The organism is Paenibacillus silvestris (assembly GCF_009882985.1).
GTDB lineage: Bacteria > Bacillota > Bacilli > Paenibacillales > NBRC-103111 > Paenibacillus_E > Paenibacillus_E silvestris.
Map to the genome: position 1 here is coordinate 196,064 of NZ_WTUZ01000020.1, position 12,569 is coordinate 208,632.

Annotated in this window: 13 protein-coding genes; all 13 read right to left on the minus strand. The window is 42.8% G+C overall.

Features of this window, described 5'->3' with window-relative positions; all coding sequences use genetic code 11:
* On the minus strand, nucleotides 1–927 hold the full coding sequence (locus GQF01_RS16305; protein ID WP_161407802.1) for an aldolase: 927 nt from the start codon (nucleotides 925–927) through the stop codon (nucleotides 1–3).
* A gap of 109 nt (nucleotides 928–1,036) precedes the next feature.
* A complete protein-coding gene (locus GQF01_RS16310) occupies nucleotides 1,037–1,174 on the minus strand; it encodes a paeninodin family lasso peptide (RefSeq protein WP_161407803.1) in 138 nt (45 codons plus the stop codon).
* 14 nt (nucleotides 1,175–1,188) lie between these two features.
* Nucleotides 1,189–3,123 (minus strand): lasso peptide isopeptide bond-forming cyclase, encoded by a 1,935-nt coding sequence (locus GQF01_RS16315; protein ID WP_161407804.1) that lies wholly within the window; start codon nucleotides 3,121–3,123, stop codon nucleotides 1,189–1,191.
* Between the two features lie 195 nt (nucleotides 3,124–3,318).
* Nucleotides 3,319–4,347 (minus strand): nucleotidyltransferase family protein, encoded by a 1,029-nt coding sequence (locus GQF01_RS16320; protein ID WP_161407805.1) that lies wholly within the window; start codon nucleotides 4,345–4,347, stop codon nucleotides 3,319–3,321.
* A complete protein-coding gene (locus GQF01_RS16325; protein ID WP_161407806.1) occupies nucleotides 4,313–6,103 on the minus strand; it encodes an ABC transporter ATP-binding protein in 1,791 nt (596 codons plus the stop codon). Before GQF01_RS16325 ends, GQF01_RS16320 begins: the two co-directional genes overlap by 35 nt.
* A gap of 23 nt (nucleotides 6,104–6,126) precedes the next feature.
* Nucleotides 6,127–6,582, minus strand: coding sequence for a signal peptidase I (locus tag GQF01_RS16330; protein WP_161407807.1), 456 nt, complete (start codon nucleotides 6,580–6,582; stop codon nucleotides 6,127–6,129).
* Nucleotides 6,569–6,838 (minus strand): PqqD family protein, encoded by a 270-nt coding sequence (locus GQF01_RS16335; protein ID WP_161407808.1) that lies wholly within the window; start codon nucleotides 6,836–6,838, stop codon nucleotides 6,569–6,571. The genes GQF01_RS16330 and GQF01_RS16335 overlap by 14 nt, the downstream gene beginning before the upstream one ends.
* Nucleotides 6,838–7,620 (minus strand): ATP-binding cassette domain-containing protein, encoded by a 783-nt coding sequence (locus GQF01_RS16340; RefSeq protein WP_161407809.1) that lies wholly within the window; start codon nucleotides 7,618–7,620, stop codon nucleotides 6,838–6,840. Before GQF01_RS16340 ends, GQF01_RS16335 begins: the two co-directional genes overlap by 1 nt.
* A 71-nt stretch (nucleotides 7,621–7,691) precedes the next feature.
* The gene (locus GQF01_RS16345) at nucleotides 7,692–7,898 is read right to left on the minus strand and encodes a hypothetical protein (RefSeq protein ID WP_161407810.1); all 207 of its coding nucleotides are present in this window, start codon (nucleotides 7,896–7,898) and stop codon (nucleotides 7,692–7,694) included.
* 14 nt (nucleotides 7,899–7,912) lie between these two features.
* Nucleotides 7,913–9,634, minus strand: a complete 1,722-nt coding sequence (locus GQF01_RS16350; protein ID WP_161407811.1) for a hypothetical protein — start codon at nucleotides 9,632–9,634, stop codon at nucleotides 7,913–7,915.
* 21 nt (nucleotides 9,635–9,655) lie between these two features.
* Entirely contained in the window at nucleotides 9,656–10,939 is a 1,284-nt protein-coding gene (locus GQF01_RS16355) for an efflux RND transporter periplasmic adaptor subunit (protein ID WP_161407812.1), read from the minus strand.
* A gap of 42 nt (nucleotides 10,940–10,981) precedes the next feature.
* A complete protein-coding gene (locus GQF01_RS16360) occupies nucleotides 10,982–11,647 on the minus strand; it encodes a CpsD/CapB family tyrosine-protein kinase (RefSeq protein WP_161407813.1) in 666 nt (221 codons plus the stop codon).
* The gene (locus tag GQF01_RS16365) at nucleotides 11,628–12,389 is read right to left on the minus strand and encodes a YveK family protein (protein ID WP_161407814.1); all 762 of its coding nucleotides are present in this window, start codon (nucleotides 12,387–12,389) and stop codon (nucleotides 11,628–11,630) included. The genes GQF01_RS16360 and GQF01_RS16365 overlap by 20 nt, the downstream gene beginning before the upstream one ends.
* Nucleotides 12,390–12,569 lie beyond the last annotated feature (180 nt).

Here is a 12,569-nt window from a genome sequence, read left to right on the forward strand (position 1 = left end):
CTATTCCCCCTCATGGACGGTTTCGAGTATTAAGGATGTGAGTTGCGGAGCTGTAAACCCTGTATTGGGTCGATGCAATTGATACATGAGTATGTGTTTGGATACCTTCACGGCGGTCTCAAAGTGCCAATCCAGAAGCTGCAGCTGCGCTAGGAGTGAACTTCGGAATGTCTGACAGAACAAGGTGCTGAGCCGTGATAATCCTTCAATAGGCAGCATAGCGACCTGATCATTATCCGTTGGTCTCAGTTCAAACACCCCTGCCAGCGGGATTGGTTCGGCTAAAAAATGATCGGATACTGGAACCAGAAACTTCGTCTCTCTCTGGAAGATCGATTGATAATTGCTTGACTCCATACCGAATTCCACTAGGCTTTCTTGCCAAAGCTTCTGCTGAGGGTAAGATGGCATAACCATCGGAATCCCAGCTTCCGTAAAAGTGACAGCAATGACATCATCGCTCAGCAATTGATATCCTTTGTTAATAAAAGCCGATGCCAGGGTCGACTTCCCTGCTCCTGAATGTCCGACAAAGGCATACGCCTTGCCGTCAATGGCAATAGCACTGCCATGGAGAGGGAGGATTTTCCTCTGCATAAGTAAAGCACCCATGCATGAACCGAGTAGAAATAACCGAATCTTAGCCTCGTCAGCTCCAGCTATTGGCGAGACTTGAATGGTGTCTCCGTTCTGTATGGCGAATATACCTGTATCCGCTACTTGAAACATAAAAAAGTTCTGTTTCACTACATAGATGTCATTCTGCCTGCCTGATTGATCCCACAAGTCCGTCAAATCTGTTATTTCAATAGCAACGTTTATCGGCTCATCAGGACTCATTGCTTGCGCTAACTCAGGCAGCAATACTTCGCTGGCTATGTACAACCCGAAAGCTTTATAAACGACCTTATTTATGGTTTCTATCATTATTCTCACTCCAAATGTTTCGAGTCTTGACGCACAATATTTTAATAAAAGCCCCTATACCTGTCACAGTATAAGGGCAATAGGTACCACTTTTCTAAGTTAGTAGTGATTAGCTATAGTGAACTGTTTCTGTTGGATCCGGTTGAACCGCATCAGGAAGATGAATTCCTGGTCCTGCCATTGTCATCTTTACATCAAGAACTTCTAATGTAGGAACTGCCCATTCTTTTTTCGTTAGATTTTGCATATATTCACCCCCTCTCATGCAAATTTTTTGATGAATCGCGAGAATATAAGGCCACGCATTAAGATTCGAAAATCGAATTGATACACATATTCAGGCTTAGCATCCCTAATTTTTGAGATAGCCCGCTTCAATTCTTGAACGTTTAAATACGGTGTAATCATTGGATCTTGTACGTACGCTTCAGCTTCCTGAATAAAGGCATCCCACGATGAAGCCATACGGTGTACGCCATCAGCACCTTGTACACCACGCGTTCGCTGATTCAACCTAATCTTATCGGGCAAGTAGTTGACAGTAGCCCTTCTGATTAAGGAACGATCTACACCATTTTGAACATATTGTTCCTCGGGTACGGATAAACAGAACCGAGCGACCCTTAAGTCATTCGTTGGATCACGTTCCCAAAGGGCGTAGCGCAAGGATAATTTGGTCCCGATTGTACCGTTCAAACTCCAATAATACAGCTGTTCGAATTGGGTTTTCCTAATCTCATAGGCACTTTGATTCGAGTAGTCCGTCCTATGGAAACCATGCTCTTGAATTTTGGAGTGAACATTAGTTTTCTGTGCGAACTGTGGGTTGATCAGGCTCGGAAATTCGACTTCCTTAGGCGTAAATAATTTCCCGATCAATGGGAAGGCTTTCTTTCCTACCAACGAAAGGACACGCTTCCTGCCACTCCCCATATTGATGCTATATTGCTTAGCCTCATGGTGAAGTTGGACCCATTTCATCTTCTTCATTAGCATAGCTTGATAATCTAGTGCCGGTCCCCACGATATGGTCCAATTTCCTCTTTGTCCATTAAGCAGAATTCCGATCTCTTGCTGGTGAGCCTTCTCATAAATTCCCTTAAGCCAGTAGGAGTTTTCAAAAAATTTGTAAGGCATCTCCATCGTATCCAGCCAATCATCAATTTCACTCAGAGGACTTAACCCTTGGAAGTCGAAATAGCTGTCGTTAATATTGCCTACATGCTGTACAGTGGAGCGAATATACGGTCTTTCATCGGCGAATCGACTTCGAGGTGTCCAATCCCCTTTGAAATCATCAACGGGAACATAACTGAACGTATGTAACCGTTTATTCTCATTTCTCAATGTCCTTGCAGCAAAGCTTGCAACAGACCCTGAGTCCAAACCTCCGCTTAGATGCGCACCTACTTGACGGTGTGTTCGCAGTCTCGCGGATACGGCTTGTTGAAAAACTTCGCGAAATGCCTCTTCATACTCCCCGTTGGACTTCAATAGCAACGGTTGCCCCATCGGCGAGCTGCAGTATCTAGTAAAGCTCACCTTGCCATTCACCACAGAAACGGAGTGTGATGGCGGTATTTGTTTAATATTTTCATACACGGTAGCTGAACCATCCATTGCATCTACCGTTAGAGGGATAGCTAGGAATTCAGCAACCCAATCTTCATTGAGCTTTTTGGGTATGTAAGGTAGAGCTAGCAGTGGCTGCATCAGGGTACAAAAGGTAATCCTGCTCTGGTCTTGATGAAAGTAGAGGGTTCGGCTTCCCGAGAAATCCCTGGCTCCAAAGAGCTTTTGTTTCCTCTCATCCCAAATCATAAAGGCAAAATCGCCAATCAAATGCTTCGGAGCATCCTCAGCCCATTTGTGATAGGCCAGTAAAATAAGTTCACTATCAGGTATCTCAGCTCTCCGACCTCGCTCTATTTGAAGTTTCTCAAATAATTCTTCTCGGTTATCTATAATCGCATCAGCCGTAATCGCTAATTTTCTATTCTGATCATAGTAGGGTAATTGTTCACCAATCGACTCTGGCGTGATCCACTGTGCATGACAGCCCAGGAAGATCTTCTCATGGTGCCATACCTGAACATCGTCAGCTGGATATTTCTCTAAATCGAACATCATGCGATGACCATGTTCGATATTTATGGGTTCTTGATCATAATGGAATATCCCGGCTATGGCACTCATTTTATACCCCGCAGTACGATTAATTAATTGGTATTTCACTGTTGTGACGTTCTTTTTAAAGAACGATCATATAAACTTGTGCCATCCCTAACTTGTTCGCTAAGCCCACAAACTTTTCATTTATTTGACCGCCTGTCGTTCTTTATCGAGAACAATTTCAGGATATCATCTTACTTCTTTACTGTCAACAGCTAACTAAAACTTTTTCATTTCACTCGAAAACATCATTTTTCCTAGATTACATATGTACGTAGCGAGTGCTGCCCATGAGTGTGCAAGAGAATCATAATTAAAAAACTTATTGTAAATTTTACCTACAAATTGCTTGTAATTTCGACTTTTGCTTCCCCCATACTCCCCATAAAAGTTGATTGTACGCCCAGAAGGCAATGGCAGTTCTTTGATCTCAGATACATGTGGAAAATAGCGATAGACGGTGAGCAACGTTCTTATCATTCTTCGCAGCGTTTTGTGTGATGCCGCATCCTCTAATAACCGAATATAATCAATCTGATCCTGCCGTGAATGGAGAACTTGGATAATGTCTATAAAATATTTGGGTGAATTCATATAATGACTCCAGCCGTGTAAACAAATCATGTAAAAGGAATGGTAAACAGACAGCTCCTTCACATAGTGGAAAGAGCCTACTTGCGACGCTTCTCCCCAGAATTCATCCATATTTAAATTCGAAGTTCTCTCGATTAATAGATCCCAATGAAGTTCAACCGTAAGCGGAACGGAACAGTTAGGCAATGATTTGGATAAGCTCCAGTGAAAATGTAACGCCGTGTGCTCTTGCTCGGTTGTATAACCAAGCGACTTCACACACTGAATGGCTCGCTCCAGATCAGGCTTCTGCACCAACACGTCGATATCGGTTGTCCCTCTAGCCCCTAGGTGACCAAAATAGGTTTCAGCAAAATAGACGCCTTTAAGCGGAATCACCGGAATCGCCCACTCTTCGAATTTCTTAAGCAGCTGTTCCGTTTGATTTTTAATAAAAAAATTAAGATATAACGTTTCGTTATAAGGTTGTTGTAACTGTTCTTGAAAAAAAGTCGGAACTTGAGACCATCTACCCTGCTGCTGGATTAAAAAATAAACCTGGGAAGCTATGCCAAAATACGCAATATCCTCAAGCGCTCTTTCATAAAAAGCAGCATCCAGAGGTAAAGAAGCCCGCGGATCATACAACGCGTGTATCAAAGGAATGACCGTCACTTGGAACTCCTTTCTCCGATTGCAACCGGTATAATCGACGATACAACCCATCCTGCCTAATGATCTCTTCATGGCGGCCCATTTGCACGATCTTCCCTGCATCCATGACGATAATAAGATCCGCATTTTGAATCGTGGATAGCCGATGCGCAATGACTATCGTGGTGCGATTATGAAGCAGCTTTTCCATCGACTTTTGCACATGATACTCCGTTTCACTATCCAGAGCTGATGTTCCCTCATCCAGCAATAGAATCGGCGCATCCTTTAATAAGGCACGTGCAATAGCCATACGCTGCCGTTGCCCACCAGAAAACTTGGAGCCTCTCTCCCCAATCTCGGTATCATACCCGCAAGGAAGAGATGTAATAAAGCTATGTATGCCCGCAACCGTCGCCGCCTGTATCATCTGGACATCCGTAATACCAGGTTTGGCTAGCTGCAGATTCTCTCTAACCGTACCGCTGAATAACACGGTTTCTTGGGAAACATGAGCAAATAAGCTCCTCTGTTCAGATACCGTAAGTGAAGCAGTCGAATGGCCGTTTATTGTAATCGTACCTACTTGCGGTAAGTAGAAGCCTTGAAGCAAATGAAACAAGGTTGTCTTTCCGGCCCCACTTAAACCAACAATAGCAACGACCTTCCCAGCCGGAATTTGCAAATTAAATTGATCAAAAACAGGCTTTTGCCCCTCATAGCTGAATGAAATATCTTGGAATTGAATGGATGACAACATAGGCTTGTAGGGGATCGCCTCCGGTAAACTGACGGATTCAAGCTCTATATCCAGGATTTTAAATATTCTTTCCATAGCGGAAACGGATTTCTGAAGGCCTGCCCATTGTCCAGCGAGCTCTGTCAGTGGATATACCAAATGGTTAACAAGGTTGATGAAGGTTAATAATGCACCTACGGTAAGGATACCGTCTGAGACGTAGTAGGAACCCAAACATAGGCTTATCAGAAAAGTGAAAGAAGCAGCCGCTTGACTCCCCACATAGAACCATCCGCGCAACTTGGCATTACGCAGCTCTAGCGCATACAGTTCTTGATTCCTACTTACATACTTGGCGAAAATGAACTTTTCCATTAGGAAAGAGCGGATAACGAACAATCCACTAAACGTTTCATTCAGCAGCACATTCATTTGCGCCACCAAATCTTGAATCAAGCGGTTATTTGTGCGAAGCATAACACCAAAAATAACGCCAGAAACCATCGCAACAGGCGCCACGAGCACGCATACGAGAGCCAGTTTCCAGCTGATTTGAAGCAAATAAATGAAAACAGCCACATAGATGAACGGCAATTTGATCAAATGAATCAGGCTGCTGCCAATAATCCCATCCAAATTATGAATATCATTGGTAAAATGAGCTAGCAGATCCCCAGAATGCTTATCATCGATATGCTTTCCTGGCAGCTGCATGATATGTTTGAAAACATCCGCCGAGAAATCCCTTTTTACCCCATTCGTTGCGATGGTCTCCCACAGAGTAGTCAAATAGGTCGATGTAATGCTTACAACAACAAGGAAACCCCCTAAGGGCACCAACCATTTCATACGTCCAAATTGACTATGAATGGCCGCATCCGTGAGATCGCCAAAGAACCATGAGAAGGCTAGCGTTAATGCGATATCTACGAATAGCAAGAGGAATAGCCCTATGTATGCCTTGCGATGCGCAATCATGTAGGGTTTCATAATAGAGTAAGTCGTGCGAACATCTTTTATTGTCAACATGTCAATCATATCCGCGACACTCCACTGAAAGTCTATGCTTGCAAGCTTTCTTTACGATTTAGGTAGAATCTTAATAATAGCGCAATCATTGGAAATGTTAGAATGGTTCGTCCCCAAACATAAGCAAATAGATCCGTTGCATGGATGATCCGCCTGTTACGCTCAATGCGCGTCAGCTTCCCAATCATTTGATCCAGTGAAATAGCTTCGTCGTGCTTTAAATTGGTGTCACCCTTACAAAGGTAATGTAACTGCTGATTCCTGGTAACCATCCGGCAAAATCGGTGCGCAACCAAGTTACCGCTTGATGTGCGGAATAGAAGGATATCGCCTTTCTTTATGCTCTCCTCCTTAGTGACGATGAAGCGGCAAATATCACCTTTTTGGATAAAAGGATACATACTTGTTCCCCGTGCCGGAAGTTCAATCCAGCCTCTTCTTCTCATCACACGAATAAGAAGTTGAAAAGATTCTTTATGAAACGGCATATTGGACCAAACCCCGCCCGATCATTTCTGTTAAAAATGCTTCTATATCCTCTTCGATGCTCTCGTCGACAGAGGCATATTCTTCCCGTACCGCTTCGCTTATGGAACTAACCGTCTGTGCTTCGCCGAGTAATGACCAGCAGTAGCCGCCTACTTCATTTAATTTCGTCAGAGTGAATTCATCTGTGTTCAAAATAATACATTCCGTATCCAGCTGAATTGACTCATAATCATTCATCCGAAGGTATTTGGTCATTAGGATATCAACTCCCAAAATGTCTCGTTTTTTTGAAAATGCAGCTCGGAAATTGAAACCGAAGTGACCACATGCTGCAGCAGTCGGAAGATCTTCCTCGTTTCATCCAAACTGTGAGACCAATAAAACACTTTGTTCATAAGAACAAGAAGGCTATTCGATTGGCTAAGTGGATCGATGTGATTATCCGTGGCCTGATGCAATACATAGATGTTTGTTAAAGGGCTTTTCTCACTAGCACCTGATCTGACCAGCTCACTTCGAAATGGAGAGTCGAACACGGTAATCTGACCAGGAACGATTTTAATAATAGTCGCCTCATCGGAAAGGAGTTCCCTCGGATGCGATAGCTTAGCCGCAGTAGACTTGCCAGCTCCCGAATGACCAGCAAACATGTAAGCTTTACCCTTATCTATCACGCATGATGAGTGAATCAACAGTCCCCACTGATGGTAAACCAGATAGGAACTGTATAGATTCATCAGCGCATGTTTTAACGCCAACTCATCATGTACAGCAATGTTAGAGTCATGATAATCCAAGCTAGTCTCGATCAAATAATCGGCCCTTTGGAAGGAAATCTTATCCGCATCTTTAGCAATTTCCACGTGATAGTCCTCAAAAGCAGTCCCATATCCCTCTTCAAGTTTAATGAAGAGATCCGGTAAAGGCTTGATTATGTTTACTACTGGAAAATTTCGCTCAATCCATTTCGTTATCTTATCGGAGTCGCACATGATTTGAATAAGATGCTCCCCAATTGTTGTGTGAATACGCGTCATGGTACATCCCCTTGGGAGTTTATTCATATTTGAGGTCAACGGCTTTTTGCCGTTAACCTCTTCGGAAAGTTCTACTTATGCTTGCCATTTCCATTGCCATTTTGTGGTCCGTTATACGGCGGGTTTGGATAATTGATGCCTCCGTTCCCTTTACCAGGGTGATTCTGATTACCATGACCTTTATTCCAGCTCTGAGCTGTCTCAAAGCGAACCGGTTGTTGACTTAGAACCATTGGACGCGTATACACTTTGGGTTCCTTCTTCGTTTCATCTTTCATCGACATTCGCTCTCCTATCGTTTCACGGTTTGGACAAGGCGTCTTGCTTCACCAAATGGCGTATCAATGATTTCATACATCCGAAGGTAAATCGTAGTTTCAAATCGATCCGAGTTAAACTCAATCGTTTGTACACCGCTAACCAACTTATTATCACCTGTAAAGGATAGCTCCTTTGAAGCCATAATTCTGTTGTTAGTATCGGCGAACTCCACCCTCATTTTTGAAAAGCTTTGATCCACGACGATTTCGTCCTGAAGTTTAATGCCAAAATCTAAGTTCATTTTATACGAATAAGGCATACTTCCCTGTCCCATCGTATAGTTGGTGCTCTTTGCCCAATCATTCAAAGTGACTTGGAATGGATAGAACGCTGCATCCTTATCGTCAGTCTCATCCATAACTTTTGTCTTAAAGGCTGCAAGTGGAAGGTTGTAGGGCTCTACGCTTTTCCCATCCGTAATTTCCATTGCCAGCTGCTCGCCGGTCTCCGCATTTGGAATAATAAATGAGTAATAGATGACATAACTAATATTCGGGATGAGTGTTTTCACCTGCGTATTTTGTCTTGTACCCTGATATTTATTTCCGCTAATGCTTGTTAGGACCGTCTGGAACTCGGGAACCTGCAAGGGACTCTCACTTTTATTGAGCAGCTTGAACTTGGCAACGGCTGCCTTAAACCCGCCTCCCGCGCTTTCATACACGCGAAGATCCACCATTGAAATACTGATATCTGGCCGAATTAGCTTCGTCAACGGATCAATCTGGATCGGTTTACTCCACTCATATTGTGACAATTGATTCATAAAGAACCTTACATTGTTAGCACCTGGCGGAGTGATCGTTAATCTACCGATTAAATATTCGGTATGTTTATTATCCTCGCCGACGAAGTCTTCTGGCGTCAGGACCGATAAACTTTTCAGATCCATCTTATTTCGGATTGGAATCGCATAATGGATGTAGTTCTCCTCACCCAGTTCAAGCGTGATTGGATCTTTCTCTATTCGCTTTCCGCTGTAAATCTTATTCTCTGATTTTCCATTTATCCGGAAATCAGGGATGACTGTCTTCTTATCCCCAGTATTCGTAACAAGCAATGTAACGATCGTCATGGGACCGTCTGGCGTATTCTGTTCAGCAAGACTGACCGGCTTGTACGTCAATGTGGTAGACAGTACTGGAAGCGTAAACTTATCTTCCCACGTCTTCATCGTTGAAGGATCGGTAAGGACGGCCTTTTCACCCTTCCATTCTATGTCTGAAATGGGCAGGGATATGATTTTCTTTTCTTGCTTGGGATAGACGAATTCATCCACATCATAGAAAGAAAGTTCAATTAATGAAAAGACATCATAACGCTCAATGACCGTCATATAACTGAGTTCTACCGTTTCTTTGGGTTGAATGTTCTTGGGATTAGCCTGACTTGGACGCAGGATATATTCCAAGCCATCTTGGGTCTTAGCACGAACTTCATACTCAGGCACACCTGTTAAGCGATCCCCATCGTTGTACAAACGTACAACTGTGCCGATTCTACCTCCTTCAGAGGTTGTTTCATTTAAAACACTTTTCACTTCTACCTTGATATCGCTTGTCAATGGATAGCTTTTCACCGTCGTTGTCGATGCATATTTTTCATCGGCTGCTACATGGAAGGCCGCTGATGGAATCACTAGTGAAACGGATAAAATGAACATAACCAACGTATGTTTCCAGTTTATTTTCAAGTCAAGTCACTCCAATTTTATTTATTGCTCTTCAATAGCCGTCATTTGAACTTTTTGTTTATCGCTTAATTGACTTGGACTCGTCTTTACGACCAGTTCTCCCTCTTTGAGACCCGAGAGCACTTCTTGATTAGGCTCATTCAATCTGCCTAATTGAATGCTGCGTTTCTCAACGGTATCTCCTGAAAGCACGAATACAAAAGCATTGTCACCTTCTTTGACAATACTATAGGAAGGAACTGTCACCACAATTTGATCCTTCTCTTCGGTTAATTGAAGCTTAAGCTTCGTCCCAGGTTTCAGAGCCAAATCTTTGTTCGGAACCTCGAGATTAATTTCATAGGCTTTCGTTTCCGGATCGATCACTTTGGAGAGATAACTGATAGCTCCCTTGTATTTCTCGCTCCCCCCTACGATGTAATAGGAGAGCTCAGCCTTATTACCAATTCGATTCGTTTCTGCTTCCGATAATTGGGCTTTAATTTTAATCGGGTCCAACCTTTGAATGACACCAACCTTAGCGCCAGGCTGCAGCGTCATCCCCGCTTCCATCGGCATCTCTGTCAATAAGCCGCTTACTGTGGCTTTCACTTCGAGGTTTTTCATAGATTGGTCAAGCTGCTGCAAGTTAACCTGAGCATTTCTGAGCTGTACATCCAATTCATCAGATACTTCCTGCGGTTCTACTGCACTTAGTTTCTGTTTAAGCTGATCCAGATCCATGCGTGCACTCATCATTTGAGTTTCCATCTGATATAATTGAGCTTTAGTAACCAGTCCAATATCATAATCGTTCTTCATTTTATTGTAATTTCGTGTTAAACCCGTCATGGCTAATTCCATCTTTTGAATGGCATTGCTCATGTCTAACTTCTGGTTTTGCGTTTCTTTTTTAGCTCTTGCTTTTGCTTTTTCTATGGCATCCTGAGCTGTTTGTACAGCAAGAGCCGCGGTTTCTCTCTGCGTCTGGAGATCACCAGACCTCAATCGAAGAATCACATCGCCTTCTTGAACCATATCTCCGCGCTTCTTCAAAATTTGATCAATATCCCCGGCTGCCTTCGATGTAATGCCGAATTGTGCTGATGATTGCGCTTCTGCCGCACGTTCTAGCGGATCACCAATTTTCTGTTTAATGACCTTGAATGCTTTAATGCTTTTCGGCGCTTGATCACTGTACATGGAATTGCTGTCTGAATTATTAACTGCCGTATCTGAGCACCCTGCCAATATGCCAATGCTTAAAGTCAAAATGCAAAGGGTTCTCACGACTTTTGGTTGCGACTTCCGCCGTTTTTTTCTCATTGGATATAAACTCTCTCCCCTTACTTTGATTTCCCGCAATGGTCAAAGATACGACGACGCATGATCGCTTTTAATTTCATTCATCACGACGCCAATTAGATTCACATTTGCAAGATGGAGCTCCTCTTTCACTTTCTTGGCAATACCACGTTTCACTTTCCCTGACTTGACGATGAGGAGTGTCCCATCGCACTTTGTTGCCATGATCTTGGCATCTGTGACCGTTAGAATGGAAGTGGTGTCTACAATAACCATGTCATATTCCGAACTAAGCTCTGCCAATAAGATATCCATTTGGTTGGACGCTAATAATCCAGAAGGATTTTGAGGTGTTGGACCCGATGTTACAATAGATAAATTTTCAATGTAGGACTCCCGGACTATTTCATTCACAGCACTCTGATTAACGAGATAACTAGTCAGCCCTCTTCCATTATCTTCACGAAAAGTAACATGAATGGATGGATTTCGCAGGTCTGCATCAACAAGAACCACTTTCTTGCCCGTTTGTGCGTATGCAACAGCCAGATTAATGGCCGTCGTGGTCTTCCCCTCACCTCTGCCTGAAGAAGTGACGGTAATTGTCTTGGCCTCACGACCGAAAACTGAACAGTCGATATTAAATCTTAATGATCTATAAGCTTCTGCTGCAGGAGAGTTGGGATTTCTTTGCATCATAATGGCAGAATCAGTGGCTTGTTTTGGCATATGCAATATCCTCCACTTTTTTCCTAGATTTATTTTTCTGCGTCGTCCTTAATGCCTTGGTCTTTACCTTCGGTATGTAAGCTAAGGTCGAGAGTTCAAAAGCTTCTCGCACATCCTCGTCCGTTTTCAAAGTATCATCCAAAGCATCCAACAGAAGAATGATACCAATTGTAACAGCGAGCGATGCCACGAAACTGAGGATGATATACTGATTTGATTTTTGATTCACAGGGATAGGATTGTCCTGAACTTTGGCTCTATTCAGGATGGTGATATTATCAACCTTCATAATTTTGGGGATCTCAGTTTGAAAGACATCTGACACCGCATTCGCGATCTTCACTGCTCTTTCGTGTGAAAAATGTCGAGCCGTAATCGACATGACTTGCGTTTCATTGAGGTTCGAGACATTCACAATCGTAATTAATTGATCGGTGGATACATTTAAGTCGGGGTATCGTTGAACAACTTTATCCATAATAGCTGGGGTTCTAATGATTTCTTTATACGTATTAATGAGGGCCATGTTAACGCCAATTGCTCCATAATCAATTTGCTCAGTGCCTAGTTGGTCCTGCTCGAATGTTTTATTGACAATTAGTTTGGTCGAAGCTTGATAAATCGGGACGTAATTGGCCGTCGTATACATGGCTGTAAGAAGCGTACAACCGAATACAATTAATACAATTAGCCACCAACGCTTCTTTATAATCATCAAGTATTCTTTTAAATTAATTTCCATGTTTCCCCTCCGTGAGAAGTCCTCTTTTTTAAAATCGAATGATACTATTTGTATCTTAATTCTATTACTACTTTAAGATACTTTTCGTATCATGTCAACCTAATAATCCTTTTTTAAGTTCCAAATTGTATCACTAAAAATGCCCATAAAAAAAAAGAAAAGCACCTCGAAAGGCCCCCT